This is a genomic window from Acinetobacter sp. H1(2024) (genome assembly GCF_046557555.1).
Classification (GTDB): domain Bacteria; phylum Pseudomonadota; class Gammaproteobacteria; order Pseudomonadales; family Moraxellaceae; genus Acinetobacter; species Acinetobacter seifertii.
Map to the genome: position 1 here is coordinate 82,076 of NZ_JBKGFO010000001.1, position 16,884 is coordinate 98,959.

Below are 16,884 nucleotides of genomic sequence, written 5' to 3' on the forward strand. Positions count from 1 at the left end.
TTTAATAAAACGAATAAAGGAAATGATGGATTTATCGAAAGCCGTACAGTTGGCTATTGTTTTTAGTGGGGTCTTTTTATGGATAGGAATGTTAACCGGGGTATGGAAATATTGGCAAATTCGCCGTTCTGAATTAAGCCGTGCACATTATTATGTAGATATTGCACATAGAAGCAGTTTGCTTTATGCAGCAGCTACGCTCATTCTAGCTGTATTGAGCTATTTCACGGTTTTAAATGAGGATATTGCTGTATGGTGTGTATTGGCAAATATACTGTTTTTTAGTTTCTCAATTTTAGTTTATATCATTCATGGGTTTTTGCAGGATACAACCAATCAGTTTAAACATCCGCATAGGTTAGGGCAGGTTAATTTGCCGACATGGCTGATGACATTTATGATGATTGCTTTAATTATTACTGAGCTGCTGGCAACTGCTATTTTGGTAATGGGAACGATTTTTGTATTTTTAAATAAATAAAAAATGGATGATTGCTCATCCATTTTTGAATTCTTATTTCTGTTGACTAAGTCGTCTTTTAGCTAATTTTCGCATTTTGTGGTCGACAAAGGCCCATACACAAAATACAAAAGAAACAACCATGGCATACATAAAGTATTCGGGTTTCAGATTCCCTTTAATCATACCTTGAAACAGTAGAGTCAGCATAAGAGCAAGTGTTGTTACTCCATAAACAACTGAATCTTTACTGTTCAGAGTGTTAATGAAGACTTGTTTGTTGAAATGTAATGATAACATCTCCATCCCTCCTTGTGGTTGCGCTAAAACCGAATGTTTTAGTCAAGAATAAGTTTAATGTTGTACTTGTATTTTTAGCTTAATTCAATAGTCAATTGAAAAATTTTTGAACAGTTTTATGAAAACCTCTATATTTATAAATAGTTAAGGTATAAGAAAGGTAAATATTAAATATTTTTGTATAAAATACTTAATATTTTAGAAAAGAGAAATTTTTAGGTGAAAAGTGTAATAATTTCTCTTTTCTCTCAATTTACTTTAGTTGCTTTGTTTCTTTAAGAAGACATCAATTGCGTGTTGTGCAATTTCAGCATCTTCAAAAGATTGGACACCAGAAACACCAATTGCACCTAAAATCTGGCCTTCATAAATAATCGCTTTTCCGCCTTCTAGCATACCTTTAGCACTTGGTAGACTTAAGAAACCAAGACGGCCATTTTGAAGAAGCTCTTCGTAAAATTTTGAAGGACGGCCACTCATTGATGAGCATTTAGCCTTTTCTAGGCATATATGTGTACTGAGAGGAGAGGCGCCATCTAGGCGTTTCATAAGTAATAAAGAGCTTGTTTCATCAACAATAGCTATACTGACTTTGAAGTTGTGTTCGATTGCATATTTTTGAGCTTCTTCCATTAAAAACTCTGCATCTGCTAATGTTAGATAATATTTACTTTTCATTTATGCTCTTCTTTCCTGAGTAAGCTAAAAATTATTTTAATGTAATATTACAGTAAAAATTAATTATATCTATAGTTGAATTGTCATTAAATAATTGGTGTTGGAAATAAAATGCTGGTTGGGTAAACTCAGCATTTTATTCAATATATAAAATCATGTTTGGGTAAAACTCGATTTCAAAAAAACACCAGGTTAAATGCTTTTATGTTTAACTTTGTCGATAAGGGTAGTTACCGCAAGAACAACTAGAGATGGGATCAACCATGCTAAATTTTGTTCATTTAATGGTAAATGTTGAAGGAACGTAGGAAGATTATCTCCAAAACCCGCAACCTTAAGCCCATCGATAATTCCGAAAATTAAAGCAATACTTGTTACTGAACCAACAATAAAAGATGGTTTATGCCAAAATTTCCAGAAGAAACTGAGCATAATAACCACAATAGCTGGTGGATAAATTGCACTTAAAACCGGTACTGATACAGCAATGAGTTTGGTCAATCCAAGATTAGAAATAATGAAAGAGAAACCAACTAAGATAAATACTAAAAGCTTATAAGGTAACTTGGTGAGTTGAGCAAAATATTCACCACACGCACAAGTTAAACCAATTGCAGTTACCATACACGCTAAGAAAATAAGTCCAGTTAGGAATAATGAACCCATATTTCCAAAAGCATGTTGAACATAGGCATGCAGAATTACAGCACCATTTGCGGCATTTGGAGCAACTTCGTGACTACCTAAACCTAATTTAAATAAGCTTAAGTACACTAAAGTAAGACCAACACCTGAAATAAGGCTAGCAATAATTGCATATTTGGTGACTAGCTTTTTATCTGTAACACCACGCGAATAAATTGCTTGAATAATAACGATACCAAATACTAAGGCACCTAAAGTGTCCATAGTAAGATAACCATTTACGAAACCTTCCGAAACAGGAGAGTTAACGTAATGATTAATTGGAGCAGGAACGTAGCCCGCAGGAATCATAACCGCTGCAATACCTAAAATTGCTAAAGCGATAATTTTTAGAGGTGCTAGAACATGTCCAACTGTATCTAAAAGCTTGTTTGGGTATAACGAAACTAAAGTAACAAATGTAAAATAGATTGCGCTATAAATTAAAAGACTACTGCTTGATGTTCCGAAATAAGAGGAAAAACCAATTTCATAAGAAACTGTTGCAGTTCGTGGTGTAGCAAATAAAGGACCAACTGATAAATAACAGACTACTGTTAAAATCAGACTTGCGATACGGCCTAAAGGTGAACTAATGATTTCAATGGAACCCTGCATGCGAGAGAGTGCCATAATCGTAATTACGGGTAAGCCAACAGCAGTAATCAAAAATCCTATGGCTGCCAACCATACATGATCACCTGCTTGTTGAGCGACAATGGGAGGAAAGATAATATTGCCAGCTCCAATAAAGAGCGCAAAGGTCATAAAACCTAAAGCAATAATATCTCCAGTACGAAGTTGTTGCATAAATCAAATTTAACAAAAAAGAAAGAATTTTAGAGCAAACGAGAACATGATCAAGCGCTATTTTATGTGAAAAAGCTTTTTTTCCGACCTTATAAATCATTCAGAGATATGAAAAATATCAAGTGGTTAAGTTATGTAGTTGAAAAACCTTTGAAAGAAATAAAGAAAAGATTTTTTATATCTGACTTTTTAAGAGAATTATGTAAAAATAAAAATATCAATTTCTATTATGAATGTTGAATATTTGGGCATTTGCAGCTTCCTGCCTACTCTACATCCGTTCTAAAATATTCGAAATTAACTTACATTTTTGTAGACATGGTAAAAGCAATGTCTACGAGGATAAAATTGAATGAGAGCTTCTACTGTTACAATTAAAACCGAACAAGACCTGGAAAAATTACGGATTTCTGGCCGTTTGGCTGCACAAGTTTTAGAAATGATAGGTGAGTATATTAAACCCGGTGTAACAACCGAATATTTAGATAATATTTGTAATGATTACATCGTAAATATCTTAAAAGTGATTCCTGCCAATGTGGGTTACCACGGTTTCACAAAAACAATATGTACCTCAGTTAACGAGGTGGTTTGTCATGGTATTCCCTCACCAAATAAAATTTTAAAAGATGGTGACATTATTAATATTGATGTAGCGATTATTAAAGATGGCTACTTTGGTGATACAAGCCGTATGTACTATGTGGGTAATGTAAATCCACATGCTAAAAAACTAGTTGAAACAACTTATGAAGCAATGGTTGCTGGTATTCACACAGTTAAACCTGGGGCAACTTTAGGTGATATTGGTTACGCTATTCAATCAGTTGCTCATCGCGAAGGGTATAGCATTGTTCGTGAATATTGTGGGCATGGCATTGGTAAAGTCTATCATGAGCAGCCTAATATTCTGCATTATGGGCAACGTGGACAAGGATTAGTTTTGAAGAAAGGTATGGTCTTTACGATTGAACCTATGGTGAATGCAGGGAAACCTCAAGTTAAAGAATTAAACGATGGTTGGACGGTTATTACTCAAGATCTTTCTTTATCTGCCCAATGGGAGCATATGGTCGCTGTTACAGATACAGGTTTTGAATTGTTGACACCGTGGCCAGAAGGTGTGGGAAGCTATCCGAAAATTTAATCGCTAAAAGTATAAAAAGTTCGATGTCTCATCGAACTTTTTTATTTTTTAAATATTATGAATGCTCAGAAAGATGCTCTACCAAATAGTCAATGAATACGCGTACCGCTGGAAGCAATCCTCTACGAGACGGATAAACTGCATGAAATATACCATGAGCCGCTTTCCAGTCTGGCAAAATTTGTACAAGCTGGCCGGATTTCACAAAATCTTCAGCAGCTGTTTCTGGTAATAAGGCAATACCGCAATTTTGACTTGCGAGTTGGGCAAGCATATAAAGATTGGTCCCCATCACAGTTGGACTGACTTTGACTTTTTTCAATTGGTTGTCTGGTCCATGTAAGGTGAATTGTTGATCTAAATGCTCTTCAGATAAGCTTAAAATACGATGCTCACTCAGTTGTTCTGGCGTCTTGATATTGCCAAATTCATTTAAATAAGCCTGACTTGCAAATAGACTTTGCTCTATAAGTGAAAATTGTCTTAACACTAAGCTTGGATCATCATCTAATTTAGATCTGACACGTAAAGCAACATCAATACCCTCATTAATAACATCAACACGGCGGTTACTTACGATAAGTTGTAAGCGTATTTCAGGATATTTTTTTAAAAAGGCTGGCAAAATTTTAGGGAGTTGGTTTTGGGCAATATCTACAGGAACACTTACTTTGACCACACCTCTAGGTTGAATACTTAAGTGGTCGACTAGATCATGAGCAGCTTGAGCAGCATTCATCATGACTTGAGCATGTCTATAGATATCCATACCAATGTCAGTAACAGCGAAATGGCGTGAGCTACGTTGTATTAAACGAACTCCTAAATTTTCTTCTAAATTATATACACGACGACTTAATTTTGATTTTGGGATGTCAGTAACACGTTCAGCGGCGCTAAATCCACCATGCTCAACAACAAGGGCAAAACAATAAAAATCATCAAGATCGGTGAGCATTAAAATATCCTATTTATGCAACACTAAAGATTTTACATTATTATTTTTGCAACGATAAAGTTTGATTTTAATTTTTTGTAAAAAGCATATAAAAAGGACTCGAAAAGCAAATTTAGATGGTTTGAAATGCAAATGTAATGACATTGAAATTGTTTTGTGTGTCGTTTTTCGAATTAAAAATCAAATATGGTGTTCATACGTTATTTTTCATAAAATATATTTTTATCAAATTTTTTTTTAGTATGTCTTACCAGTTAGTTGAATTAAAAGATGCAACTGCAAATATTCTTTGCCCAATTTGTAAGCTTGCAGTTATTGATTGGTCACAAGAGCAATACGTTCAACCTTGTGAACATACATTGTTTATTGCAATGGATTTAGGCTTTGAATTTGTGGCTGACCGTTTTGAAGAATCTATGAATCAAAACGTAGATGAGTTACATGAAGATCCAAATATGAATGTTTTTGAAGCGATAACGAGCACATCATATAAAAATTTGACTATTTTAAAATCAGATCTTGGTGTTGATGGTTTGTTTCGTTATGTCGGCATAAGTGATTGTTAATTTGATGGGTATAAAAAAGCCAATCTTTCGATTGGCTTTTTTATTATTAAGCTTCTGGAGCTGCGCTATATTGTTCAACTAATGGTTTTAATTCGCCATTTTGGAACATTTCAAGCATGATATCGCTACCACCGATAAGTTCGCCATTTACCCATAACTGTGGGAAAGTAGGCCAGTTTGCAATTTTTGGTAAAGTTGCACGAATATCAGGGTTTTCTAAGATGTTCACATATGCGAATGGACGACCAATTTGACTGAGCGCCTCTACTGCACGTGCAGAGAAACCACATTGTGGAAACTGTGGAGTGCCTTTCATGTAAAGTAAAACGGGATGCTTCGCAATTTGATCGCGAATTAACGCTTCAGTATCACGTGCTTGTTCAGTCATATGTAGATCCTCAACTAATCTTGCAGCATTATAGGGGGTGTTCACATTGGTTTGCAAACCACCTTGCTGTCTAAAGTTGCATAGAATATTCAATATTTTATTGTATAAACCGAAGTGATAGTAAAAAGCAGACGAAATTTTAGATAAATGAGTGATGAGACTTTTCATCAGCGCAAGTTTTTGTTTATATAAACCCTTCTTAAAACCTCATACAGACAGAGTTCGTGATGACTGATATTACCCTAGCTCCAGTACAACCTGATCAACCAACACACTTAATGGCTACTTATGGTCGCCAAGCGATCAGTTTTGTTCGAGGCCGAGGGGCATATCTATACACACAAGATGGTACAGAATATTTAGATGCATTAACGGGTATTGCTGTCTGTGGTTTAGGACATGCTCATCCTGCTATTGCTGAAGCTATTGCTGAACAAGCAGCAACGCTCGTACATACCAGTAATTTATTTGAAATTCCTTGGCAAACTGCTGCTGCTCAGAAGCTTGCTGAAGTTTCTGGTATGGAAGAAATCTTCTTTTCAAATAGTGGTGCCGAGTCAAATGAAGGTGCAATCAAAATTGCTCGTAAATTTGGTACTCAACAAGGTATAAGTCTGCCAAAGATTATTGTAGCTGAACAATCATTTCACGGTCGTACTTTGGCGACACTTTCTGCAACTGGTAACAAGAAAGTACAAGATGGTTTTGCTCCTTTAGTAGAAGGCTTTATTCGAGTGCCATTTGGTGATATCGAAGCGATTCAAGAAGCTGCTCTACAACATCCAGATATTGTTGCTATTTTGATTGAGCCGATCCAAGGTGAAGGTGGTATTAATACTGCGCCACAGGGATTTAGCTATTTAGAAGAAGTTCGCCACCTTTGTAATCAGCACAACTGGTTGATGATGTTAGATGAAATTCAAACTGGTAATGGTCGTACTGGTAAATACTTTGCATATCAACATACCAATATTATTCCAGATGTTTTAACCACTGCTAAGGGATTAGGGAATGGTTTTCCTGTGGGTGCTGTAATGACCCAAGGTAAAGCTGTAGGGTTATTAGGGCCTGGCAGCCATGGGTCGACTTATGGTGGTACGGTATTGGGTTCTCGTGTGGTTTATACGGTAATTGATACGATCCAGAAGGAAAATGCAGTAGAGAATGCAGCAGTAGTGGGTAACTATATTGTTGATCAATTACGTACTCAACTAGCAGATAAAGGCGTACAAGTGCGTGGTTTTGGTATGATGATTGGTATTCAATTACCTAAAGATTGTACTGAGCTCGTTGCGATTGCTCGTGATGAATACAAGCTTATTATTAATGTAACAGCAGGTTCTGTAGTTCGTTTATTACCTCCAATTAATATGACTCAATCTCAAGCTGATATTTTGCTAGAACGTTTAGTTGCTTTAATTACCAATTATCTTTAAGTTTTAAAGACAATAAAAATGGGCGTTAATCGCCCATTTTTATTTTGTACGTTTAGCCAGAAATATATTGCTTTAATTGTTCAATTAAAACTTTTTGGTCTTCCATTGCTGCTTTAACTAAGTCACCGATTGAAATAAAACCAACTAGTTTTCCATTTTCTAATACAGGTAAATGACGTAAATGACGATCGGTCATGAGCTGTAAACATTCTTCAACTGTATTGTTTAGGCCTACAGTGATTACTTTTGCTGTCATAATTTCAGCAACTGTTGTGCTATAAGACGAGCGTTCCATTAGAGTTACTTTTCGAGTGTAATCACGCTCAGATAGTATTCCAACTACTGTTTCACCCTCTGCTACGACTAAAGCTCCAATTCCTTTTTCAGCCATAATCGTGATTGCTTCAAGGACAGTTGCTTCGGGTGAGATTGTGAAAATAGCTTTTTGTGATTTGTTCTTAATTACTTGTGCAACGATAGTCATTTCTTCTGTCCTGTTGTTTTATCATTTTGATTTAAATTAGCCTGATTTTAGAAAATTGCAAAGACTCCATAGTCACTCAAATACAAGTTTTATGCTCAAGCGTTCAAAAAGCACTCTATATTTGGTGGCTTAAAAATTAAGCTACCTGCCATTTAGGATGATTAAAAAAGAAATGATGCATTTGCTGAGTAGATAGCTTTAACTTGCGGTGAGATGAATTAAACAAAGCAGGGGTAACTTTTAACCGTGTTAAGGTTGGTAGTAGAGATTCATGGAAGTCTTTTGGAGTGATTTTTCTAGGTTTGTAATTAGGCCAGTGAGTTTTAGCATATCGATGCGCCTGAACTCCATTTAGCCAAAACGGGAAAATGAAATCTTCCTGATCCGATTTAATGGCCCATCCTTCATCAAATAGTCCCCAAAGAACCCCGCAGTACATCATGGTTCTTAAAATATAAATCTTGATCATCAAGTCTTTAGAAACCGGTTGTAGATTACTTAAATTATTCATTTTTCAATTTAAAGGTTTTTAACTTATCTAGCTTATTATAAGAGAATCACATGACATTTCAGTTTAAACAGGTGTCAAAACGTAAACAAATATTGATGACTAGAATTATCAATGATAAATACCAAATGAAAATATTGTTTTCGTAGTTATTGAAGAAGCTTATTAGATTTATGATTCATTAAGTTTTTACGGATATAAAACGCCACCTGAGCAAGACAAAGCGACTAAAGCTTTGGCGAAGCGCAAGAAAAACAACAGCTAAATTTGTCTATATCGAATTTTTTACAGGTATAAAAAACGCCACCTAAGTGACGTTTCTTTATGCTTGCATCGTGGCCAGTTTCTGCCAATATTGTGCTTTCAGGGAGTCACGTTCAACACGGAAACCTTGATAGTATAATTCTGCTAAGAATAGTGCAGCTTTACCATGACCAGCACGAGCAACTTCTTCTAACTGTGCAACCGCATCTTGGAAATTCATTTGAGAGTGAATTGTGTTAACCGCAGTTGCGTATACATGTTCTAAATCATGATGAGAGATACGTTGAATCATATAAAACTCCTTATTGTAATTATGATTACTTTTTCTAAAGGTCGCTGCCTTTAATCTAATTTAACTTAGAATTGTTAAACTAATATTACAGATTAATTGATTTGTCAACTATTGATCAGCTTTCTTTATTTCACTATTAGGATACATGATTAAACATTATTCGCAAATAATTTTGAGTAAAATCAATATGAGAATAAAAGACAAGGAGAATAACTATGACAAATACAATCGATGGCTTTGTTTTTGATACTCCTCCTAAAGAGGACCAAATAATAGAGCTTGCTCATTATCATCGTAAATTATTAGACGAAGCAATTTTTCATCAAGAAATACATTTAGGTGATTATTGTTTGGCACAAAGGAAACGCGTTTTTGATTACGCTAGCCAATTAGATCCTAGTCAAAAAGCTCAGTTCTATAATATATATGATGGTGAGCTTAGAAAAATTGCAGATGAAGATGAATTGCACCCAGCAGATGCAGAAGAAGGTTTGAGCATTTTTGCTATGTTCCTTGTTTTAGTGATTATTGCTGCAATTTTATACTTCTCTGTAATTCGATCTCTCATCAGCTAAAGTTTGCGATCCAGTAGGGATAAAGAATATTAGCCTTACTGGATTTTGATCTTGTGCTGAAGTGCATTGAACCCTACACTACATAAATTAGAGGTAGGTCATGCTCACATTCAAACAAAATTTTCTTAAATTAAAGTCTGAGTTAAAGGCAGAGCAATGTTTTAATCTAGTTGTGATTATTATTATTGCCTGTATTTTTGTACTTTCTTATTTAGCATTACTTCGTCCTGTCAATTCAGAGCAATACCAAAGAATTGTACAACTTTCTCGACAGGCGACTTATCCTAGAACTCAGGATATGGCTGAGTTGATTATGACTCAATCTGAGATTCATCGAGCAGAGTATCTGAAATTAATGCATGCTTATCAATTTGAACACAATCATATCAAAGAATATCCAGCATTAGCGCAAGAAGATACTCAATAAGTATTGTCTTTATTTCAACAAGGTTTTGCTCGCTATTGGAGCAGGCAAAAACTTGAATTTATGCTAAACTTTCCGTTTTTTAACACGCTGCTTTTCAAGGAATCGGCATGCAACAACAATCGAATATGCAAAATAAATTCTTGATAGATGCTGAGATCGGGGATGACGATGTCACATTGCCTAATTTACCTGCTATCGATGTTCCTATCGTTGAATCACCTGTTAAGCAAGAAGTAAAAGTTGAAGAAGCTGTTGAAACTGCACCTTCTTTAGAGTCAGAAAAGCCAAAATCTGGTTTCTTTGGACGAATGAAAGATGGTTTGACTAAAACCCGTCGTAATTTCACTGATGGTATGGTCAACATCTTAATTGGTGGTAAAGAAATTGATGATGAGTTGCTTGAAGAAGTAGAAGAGCAGTTATTAGTTGCTGATATTGGTGTTGAAGCAACCAAAACAATTATTACCAACTTGACTGAACGTACCGCTCGTGGCGATTTGATTTATTCACATTCACTTTATAAAGCTTTACAAGAAGAGTTGGTTGCTTTGCTTGCGCCTCGTGTTAAGCCTTTACATATTGACCCAAATAAATCGCCATATGTGATTTTAATGGTTGGTGTGAATGGTGTAGGTAAAACAACGACAATTGGTAAACTTGCTAAGCGTTTACAAGGCGAAGGTAAAAAAGTAATGCTAGCTGCAGGTGATACATTCCGAGCAGCTGCTACTGAACAATTGCAAATTTGGGGTGAGCGTAACGATATTTCTGTTGTTGCTCAAGGCCACGGTGCGGACAGTGCTTCGGTTATTTTTGATGCTTTTGAAAGTGCGCGAGCAAAAGGTATTGATGTACTAATTGCTGATACGGCTGGTCGTTTACATAACAAAAGCAACTTGATGGAAGAGCTTAAGAAAGTTAAGCGTGTTATGCAAAAAATTGATGCGACCGCACCGCATGAAATTATGTTAGTAGTGGATGCTGGTACAGGGCAAAATGCAATTAACCAAGTACAAGAATTTGACCAAGCAGTGGGTTTAACTGGTATTACTATTACTAAGTTAGATGGTACTGCCAAAGGTGGTGTACTGTTCAATATTGCAAGCCGTACTCATGTGCCAATTCGTTTCATTGGTGTTGGTGAAAAAATTGATGATTTAAGACCGTTCTCGGCGAAATCATTTGTAGCAGCATTATTTGAAACAGAAAAATAATGTCTAGTTAAGTTGATAAGACCTCACGAAATAGTGAGGTTTTTTTATATTAATATCTTTTTTTATTGTTGCGAAAATAAAACGAACTGTCATATTTTTAATGCTGATTATAAGAAATGAGTTTCATAGACTATATTCATTCCCAAACAACGGCCAATGGTCAATCAAATAGGTAGGAAATAACAAAATGTCTACTTTCTTAGATAAAATTAAAAACCGTCGTACTATTTATGCAATTGGTAAAAATGTTGCATTAGATCGCACTAAAATTGAAGAAACAATTCGTGAAGCGGTTAAACATAGCCCATCATCATTCAACTCACAATCTTCACGTGTAGTGACACTTTATGGTGAATCACATGCTAAATTTTGGAATTTAGTTCGTGAAGCATTACGTAAAATTGTTCCTGCAGATTCTTTTGCTGGTACAAATGCGAAAATTGATAGTTTTGTTGCTGGTGTTGGTACAGTATTATTTTATGAAGATCAAGCTGTTATTAAAAGCTTACAAGAGCAATTTGAATTGTATGCAGACAATTTCCCAGTTTGGTCTGAACATTCAACTGCAATTGCTCAGTTCGCAACTTGGACAGCACTTTCAGAGCTAGGCTTAGGCGCTTCTTTGCAGCACTATAACCCAATTGTTGACGCAGATGCTGCTGCTGCATTTGATGTACCTGCAAATTGGAAATTACGTGCTCAGTTAGTATTTGGTTCTGTTGAAGCTCCTGCTGGTGAGAAAGCATTTATTAGCGATGAAGATCGTTTTAAAACATTCAACTAAGTTTAGTTGATGAAAAGAGCACCTTGTAGGTGCTCTTTTTTTTATGCTTGAAAAATGGTTTGTAACTTTGTTTTAAAATAGATAATGACTAAAATTCAATAATATATTTTAAAAAAATTAAGGCTAAGTTTGTATAAATAAAGCTTGTCATAAAATGGTCATAATCATGTTGCATATTGCTCATGTTTTTACAAACTATTAAATATTATAGAGACGTGAACAGATGACTTTAAGATTAAGTGTTGCTGCGATTGGTTTATTACTCAGCGGTTCAGTATTTTCAGCAGTTACAATTACAGCACCAGAGGAAATTGTAATCCTTGCGGTGAATGGTCAAGAAGTCAACTCTGGATTATTTCGTTCTTCTAAAAATAGTTACAAAGTCGATGCTGGCGAAACAAACTTAAGCGTACGTTATCAAGAATATTTTGAACATTTAAATGGTGAGCACGATATCGTTAAATCGGGCGTGGTTACAATTCAAACACCAACATTAAAAGACGGCCAAACTTATAAGCTGGCGATGGTTGATGTGCCAAAAAAATATGAACAAGCAAAGAAATATGCTGAGCAACCAACAGTGGCTTTATATAATTCAAATAATGAACTAGTTGTTCAGCAAACTGGTGCAAACAACGAAGCAAAACCTTGGTTTGCAACTGGCTTGTTGGGTAAGGTCGCTGACTTTACAACAAAACCTTCTAAACCTCAGCCTCAAGCTGTTTATGCTGCTGCCAAGCCATCTACTTCTCAAGTTACTACATCTGTTGCTGCAACGGTTCCTTCGACAGGTGCTGCGCAAAGCAATGATCAACGGTTGGTTGAAGTGTGGCAGAAATCTTCTAAAGCTGAGCGTCAAAAATTTATGGCTTGGTTGGCAGAACAATCAAATTAAATTATTGCTATTCAAAATAAAGCCGATTTAATATCGGCTTTATTTTTATAATATTTTAAATAGCCTAAGTATATTTATGATGAATTTAAATTTCCGTCTAGCAGAATTGAGTGACATAACATCATTGGTCGATTTAATTAATCAATCGTATAGAGAACAACAAGGTAGAAGCTGGACAACTGAAATTGAATTTGTAAAAGGGCAACGTATTAGCCAAGAGCAACTAGAACAGCAATTAGAGTTGTCTAATTTATTACTAATAGTTGCAGAAATAGGTTCTTCTAAAATTGTTGCGTGTATCGGGTTAAATTTTCAGAATAATAATGTTGAGATTGGAACATTCTGTACCGATCCTAATTTACAGAACATGCAAGTTGGCCGCTGTGTTTTGGAATATGCTGAACAGTTTGCTTTGCAAAAAGTCCCTGAATTAGATAGTGCGATCATGTATGTATTAGATGTTCGTTCAGAACTGATTGCTTATTACGAAAGACGCGGATATACAAAAACAGGTCATGTAGAACCATATCCATGTGAAGCAGATGTTGGAGTTCCTCTTGTGCCTATACAACTGATTGAAATGAAAAAGGACCTCAAATGAGGTCCTTTTTTTAGGTTAAAAACCAGATGTAATAGCCTAACAGCATAAGAGGCCAAGCTATCCAAGGGCTAAATAACCATTTCCATAACCAGAAGTGGGGTACGAAACCAACACCGTAGATAAAGCCTCCGGAAATTCCCACCATAACCAGCATAAGCTGACTATGGTTGTAGTGTCCGTTTGCATCTAGCATTAGTGAAGGATGAACCAATAAAATTGCAGCAAGCGGCAATGCCAACAGAAATGAAATGGCCATTGCAAATGCTTGAGCTTTTCGTTGATTTGATGTTGTCATTGCATTTGCCATGATCTATTCCTCATCTAAATCTTGATGATGTTCGATATAAAGCGCACTGAGTACACCCGCAAAACATGCCATCAAAATTCCAAGAATCCATGCGAAATACCACATATGCTTCTCCTTATTAGTACAAGCTGTGCGAGTTTGACTCGATATGTTTGTTGGTAATCACGCCCCACATTTTGTAATACGACCAAGTGGTATATATCAAAATGATTGGAACAAATATACAAGCAGCAACTGTCATAACGCCTAAAGTGCGATGGCTTGATACAGCATCCCACATTGTTAAGCTAGAGTTCGGATTAACACTCGATGGTAACAAAAATGGGAAGAGAGCAAACCCAGCAGTTAAGATCGCACCTACAATCATTAAGCTTGTTCCAGCAAAACTTAAACCTGCTTTTGCTTTTGATGCCGTAAAGAGTGCGATAAGTGCCCCTAAAATTGCGAGAATTGGAGCAACTTTAGTGATTGGATAGTTACTGTAATTGTTCATCCAACCGGGGTTATTATTTGTGATGACTTGTTTCGCCAAAGGATTAAGGGCAGCATTTGGATCAATTGCGGCTGCATAGCTATAACCTGGTACTTGACCGAAGTACAACCATGCACCAATGACAAGGAAACAAATTAAGAATACTGCTGCCATAATTTGTGTGGCTTTAGCAGAACGTTGTTTTAAAGCGCCGTCTGTACGTAGCATTAGCCAAGCACCACCATGCGCACACAACATTGATAAACTAACAATACCGCAAACTAAGGCAAATGGGTTAAGAAGAGCAAAGAAGCTACCTGAATATTCAGAGCGCAATGTGCTATCTAAACTAAAAGGGATACCTAAGAATAAATTACCGAACGCTACACCGAAAACTAGAGCAGGCACTGCACCACCTATACATAATCCCCAATCCCAAGAGTTACGCCATTTTGTATTTTCAAGTTTAGAACGATAGTCAAAACCTACTGGGCGTAAGAATAAGGCAAATAGCACAAGTAATAAGGCCCAATACATTCCCGAGAATGCAACTGCATAAACCATTGGCCATGCAGCAAATAAGGCACCACCTGCAGTAATAAACCAAACCTGATTTCCATCCCAGTGCGGTGCAATAGTATTAATAGCCGCACGGCGTTCATTATCAGTTTTACCAACAAAAGGCATAAGTGCCATTGAGCCCATATCGAAGCCATCGGTCAAAGCAAACCCGATGAGTAAGACTCCAACTAACACCCACCATATGATTTTTAGGAGTTCGTATTCAATCATGATAAAGCCTCCCCATTAACAGCTGCTTTTGTCTCTTGCTTTTCAAAATGATATTTACCAGTGTGAAGTGAGCTTGGTCCTAAGCGAGCAAATTTAATCATTAAGTACATTTCAATAATAAGCAGGACTGTGTAGAACGCTGCTAACGCGAGGATAGAGCCCCATACATCACCTGTACTTAAACTCGAAGTTGATAAGTGAGTTGGTAGAATTTCACCAATAGACCAAGGTTGACGGCCACCTTCAGCAACGAACCAGCCTGTTTGAGCTGCAATCCATGGAAGTGGTAACGCAAACAATGCATATTTGAGTAACCACGGTTTATTTTCAGCATTTCTTTTTGCTACAGCCCAAGTGGCTAAAATGAAAAGAAGCAACATTAAGAAACCAGAGGCTACCATTGCACGGAATGAGAAGAATAGAGCAGTCACATTTGGAATGGTGTCTTTAACAGCAGCTTGAATGTTTTGTTCACTTGCATCCACGACATTTGGTGCGTATTTCTTAAGAAGTAAGCCATAGCCTAAATCTTTTTGATTTTTTTCAAATGATGCTAATAATTCTGGTGAGCGGTCTCCAGCACGTAGTTTTTCAAGTTCAGCATAAGCAAGCATACCGTTACGAATACGGACTTCGTGCTGTTGCATTAAGTCTTTTAGACCAGTGACTTCTTTGGTTGTTGAGCGAGTTGCAATTAGACCTAATGCATAAGGAATTTTAACTGCATAGTCTGTTCGCATTTCTTCATGGTTTGGCACACCAAATAAAGTAAATGGAGCTGGAGCAGGGTGAGTATCCCATTCCGCTTCAATTGCAGCGAGTTTAGTTTTTTGTACATCGCCTAGTTCATAACCAGACTCATCACCAAGCAAAATCACTGAAAGTGTAGAGGCAAGACCAAAAATGGCAGCAATCGCGAATGAACGACGGGCAAAAGGCAGATCACGTTTTTTAAGTAAGTAGTAACTTGAAATTGCGAGTACGAAAATTGCACCTGTTACGTACCCAGCAGAAACAGTATGTACAAACTTAACCTGTGCTACAGGGTTAAAAATAAGTGCACCGAAATCTACAAGCTCCATACGCATTGTTTCAAAGTTAAATGCTGCACCTACAGGGTTTTGCATCCAGCCATTGGCAACTAAAATCCAGAGAGCTGACATATTAGAGCCAAGGGCAACTAACCAAGTAACCCCTAAATGCTGTACTTTACTCAGACGGTCCCATCCGAAGAAGAATAAACCGATAAATGTTGACTCAAGGAAAAATGCCATCAAGCCTTCAATTGCTAATGGGGCACCGAAAATATCACCAACATAGTGTGAGTAATATGCCCAGTTTGTTCCGAATTGGAACTCCATGGTGAGGCCAGTAGTTACACCTAAGGCAAAGTTAATACCGAATAGTTTTCCCCAAAATTTAGTCATATCCTTGTAAATTTCTTTACCCGATATAACGTAAGTGGTTTCCATAATAGCCAGAATGAATGCAAGGCCTAGGGTCAAGGGTACGAAAAGAAAGTGATACATTGCGGTCATCGCAAACTGGAACCGCGAAAGATCAACCACGCTTTCAGAAATCATCAACGTGTCTCCTTAATATGGGAAGTATTATCGCCAGCAATATGCTCAGCGACTTGATTGTCGAAATTTTTGGGGATGGTGGGAGCATCAAACCAAATATGTTTGATTGTTAAGAGAAGCACGACTTTAATTATTAGAATAATCGTGATTTCTCTAACTAATTTGGCATTAATATCTAGATTTTTAAGGCTCATAAAATAAACCTCGATACATATTAATTTTATTATTAATCAAAATATATTAAAAATAAACAATAAAT

At 36.4% G+C, this 16,884-nt stretch carries 23 protein-coding genes; 10 read left to right on the plus strand and 13 right to left on the minus strand.

Going from position 1 to position 16,884, the window contains the following annotated elements:
- Positions 1-25: 25 nt before the first annotated feature.
- Positions 26-481, plus strand: a complete 456-nt coding sequence (locus ACLCEG_RS00400) for a hypothetical protein (protein ID WP_022575622.1) — start codon at positions 26-28, stop codon at positions 479-481.
- Between the two features lie 33 nt (positions 482-514).
- Here the strand turns inward: ACLCEG_RS00400 and ACLCEG_RS00405 are convergent, their stop codons facing one another.
- The 3 genes from ACLCEG_RS00405 to brnQ all read right to left on the minus strand — a co-directional run bounded on the left by ACLCEG_RS00405 (position 515) and on the right by brnQ (position 2,932).
- Positions 515-760, minus strand: coding sequence for a hypothetical protein (locus ACLCEG_RS00405; RefSeq protein ID WP_000949688.1), 246 nt, complete (start codon positions 758-760; stop codon positions 515-517).
- Positions 761-1,018: 258 nt separating this feature from the next.
- On the minus strand, positions 1,019-1,438 hold the full coding sequence (locus tag ACLCEG_RS00410) for a GlcG/HbpS family heme-binding protein (protein ID WP_002050687.1): 420 nt from the start codon (positions 1,436-1,438) through the stop codon (positions 1,019-1,021).
- A 192-nt stretch (positions 1,439-1,630) separates the two neighbouring features.
- Complete coding sequence (brnQ, locus tag ACLCEG_RS00415; protein WP_004708465.1) at positions 1,631-2,932, minus strand: branched-chain amino acid transport system II carrier protein; 1,302 nt, start codon at positions 2,930-2,932, stop codon at positions 1,631-1,633.
- A gap of 352 nt (positions 2,933-3,284) precedes the next feature.
- On the opposite strand from brnQ, the gene map reads away from it, so the two are divergent.
- Positions 3,285-4,079 (plus strand): type I methionyl aminopeptidase, encoded by a 795-nt coding sequence (gene map / locus ACLCEG_RS00420; RefSeq protein WP_410564960.1) that lies wholly within the window; start codon positions 3,285-3,287, stop codon positions 4,077-4,079.
- Between the two features lie 55 nt (positions 4,080-4,134).
- Here the strand turns inward: map and ACLCEG_RS00425 are convergent, their stop codons facing one another.
- Positions 4,135-5,037, minus strand: coding sequence for a LysR family transcriptional regulator (locus tag ACLCEG_RS00425; RefSeq protein ID WP_039250583.1), 903 nt, complete (start codon positions 5,035-5,037; stop codon positions 4,135-4,137).
- A 242-nt stretch (positions 5,038-5,279) separates the two neighbouring features.
- Here ACLCEG_RS00425 and ACLCEG_RS00430 point away from each other — a divergent pair, with 242 nt between their 5' ends.
- Positions 5,280-5,603: a hypothetical protein gene (locus tag ACLCEG_RS00430; protein WP_049065685.1), complete on the plus strand. Its 324-nt coding sequence runs from the start codon at positions 5,280-5,282 to the stop codon at positions 5,601-5,603.
- A 46-nt stretch (positions 5,604-5,649) separates the two neighbouring features.
- Here ACLCEG_RS00430 and grxD read toward each other — a convergent pair whose 3' ends face one another.
- On the minus strand, positions 5,650-5,991 hold the full coding sequence (gene grxD / locus ACLCEG_RS00435; RefSeq protein WP_002120913.1) for a Grx4 family monothiol glutaredoxin: 342 nt from the start codon (positions 5,989-5,991) through the stop codon (positions 5,650-5,652).
- Positions 5,992-6,218: 227 nt separating this feature from the next.
- Between grxD and ACLCEG_RS00440 the strand changes: the two genes are divergently transcribed.
- Positions 6,219-7,427, plus strand: a complete 1,209-nt coding sequence (locus ACLCEG_RS00440) for an aspartate aminotransferase family protein (RefSeq protein WP_410564963.1) — start codon at positions 6,219-6,221, stop codon at positions 7,425-7,427.
- Positions 7,428-7,479: 52 nt separating this feature from the next.
- Here ACLCEG_RS00440 and ACLCEG_RS00445 read toward each other — a convergent pair whose 3' ends face one another.
- The 3 genes from ACLCEG_RS00445 to ACLCEG_RS00455 form a co-directional block, all read right to left on the minus strand.
- Positions 7,480-7,911: a CBS domain-containing protein gene (locus ACLCEG_RS00445; RefSeq protein ID WP_410564966.1), complete on the minus strand. Its 432-nt coding sequence runs from the start codon at positions 7,909-7,911 to the stop codon at positions 7,480-7,482.
- A 136-nt stretch (positions 7,912-8,047) separates the two neighbouring features.
- The gene (locus ACLCEG_RS00450) at positions 8,048-8,422 is read right to left on the minus strand and encodes a DUF2750 domain-containing protein (RefSeq protein ID WP_004701273.1); all 375 of its coding nucleotides are present in this window, start codon (positions 8,420-8,422) and stop codon (positions 8,048-8,050) included.
- A gap of 319 nt (positions 8,423-8,741) precedes the next feature.
- Positions 8,742-8,975 carry a hypothetical protein gene (locus tag ACLCEG_RS00455; RefSeq protein ID WP_002121063.1) on the minus strand — a complete coding sequence of 78 codons (234 nt, stop codon included), beginning with the start codon at positions 8,973-8,975 and terminating at the stop codon, positions 8,742-8,744.
- Positions 8,976-9,190: 215 nt separating this feature from the next.
- On the opposite strand from ACLCEG_RS00455, the gene ACLCEG_RS00460 reads away from it, so the two are divergent.
- The 6 genes from ACLCEG_RS00460 to ACLCEG_RS00485 all read left to right on the plus strand — a co-directional run bounded on the left by ACLCEG_RS00460 (position 9,191) and on the right by ACLCEG_RS00485 (position 13,471).
- Entirely contained in the window at positions 9,191-9,550 is a 360-nt protein-coding gene (locus ACLCEG_RS00460; protein WP_004701275.1) for a hypothetical protein, read from the plus strand.
- Positions 9,551-9,650: 100 nt separating this feature from the next.
- Complete coding sequence (locus ACLCEG_RS00465; protein WP_004701277.1) at positions 9,651-9,977, plus strand: hypothetical protein; 327 nt, start codon at positions 9,651-9,653, stop codon at positions 9,975-9,977.
- Between the two features lie 107 nt (positions 9,978-10,084).
- Positions 10,085-11,191, plus strand: a complete 1,107-nt coding sequence (ftsY, locus tag ACLCEG_RS00470) for a signal recognition particle-docking protein FtsY (protein WP_019458763.1) — start codon at positions 10,085-10,087, stop codon at positions 11,189-11,191.
- Between the two features lie 187 nt (positions 11,192-11,378).
- Entirely contained in the window at positions 11,379-11,975 is a 597-nt protein-coding gene (locus ACLCEG_RS00475) for a nitroreductase family protein (protein ID WP_004701282.1), read from the plus strand.
- 223 nt (positions 11,976-12,198) lie between these two features.
- Positions 12,199-12,870, plus strand: a complete 672-nt coding sequence (locus ACLCEG_RS00480; RefSeq protein WP_039250578.1) for a DUF2057 family protein — start codon at positions 12,199-12,201, stop codon at positions 12,868-12,870.
- Positions 12,871-12,946: 76 nt separating this feature from the next.
- Positions 12,947-13,471: a GNAT family N-acetyltransferase gene (locus tag ACLCEG_RS00485; RefSeq protein ID WP_410564969.1), complete on the plus strand. Its 525-nt coding sequence runs from the start codon at positions 12,947-12,949 to the stop codon at positions 13,469-13,471.
- Positions 13,472-13,481: 10 nt separating this feature from the next.
- Here ACLCEG_RS00485 and ACLCEG_RS00490 read toward each other — a convergent pair whose 3' ends face one another.
- The 5 genes from ACLCEG_RS00490 to cydP are packed head-to-tail and all read right to left on the minus strand — an operon-like array spanning position 13,482 to position 16,819.
- Positions 13,482-13,781: a cyd operon YbgE family protein gene (locus ACLCEG_RS00490; RefSeq protein WP_081400415.1), complete on the minus strand. Its 300-nt coding sequence runs from the start codon at positions 13,779-13,781 to the stop codon at positions 13,482-13,484.
- Complete coding sequence (gene cydX, locus ACLCEG_RS00495; RefSeq protein ID WP_002120988.1) at positions 13,782-13,883, minus strand: cytochrome bd-I oxidase subunit CydX; 102 nt, start codon at positions 13,881-13,883, stop codon at positions 13,782-13,784.
- A 13-nt stretch (positions 13,884-13,896) separates the two neighbouring features.
- Positions 13,897-15,042 (minus strand): cytochrome d ubiquinol oxidase subunit II, encoded by a 1,146-nt coding sequence (cydB, locus tag ACLCEG_RS00500; RefSeq protein ID WP_410564971.1) that lies wholly within the window; start codon positions 15,040-15,042, stop codon positions 13,897-13,899.
- Positions 15,039-16,625 (minus strand): cytochrome ubiquinol oxidase subunit I, encoded by a 1,587-nt coding sequence (locus tag ACLCEG_RS00505; RefSeq protein ID WP_004701290.1) that lies wholly within the window; start codon positions 16,623-16,625, stop codon positions 15,039-15,041. The genes cydB and ACLCEG_RS00505 overlap by 4 nt, the downstream gene beginning before the upstream one ends.
- Complete coding sequence (gene cydP, locus ACLCEG_RS00510; protein WP_004701293.1) at positions 16,625-16,819, minus strand: cytochrome oxidase putative small subunit CydP; 195 nt, start codon at positions 16,817-16,819, stop codon at positions 16,625-16,627. The genes ACLCEG_RS00505 and cydP overlap by 1 nt, the downstream gene beginning before the upstream one ends.
- Positions 16,820-16,884: the final 65 nt, after the last annotated feature.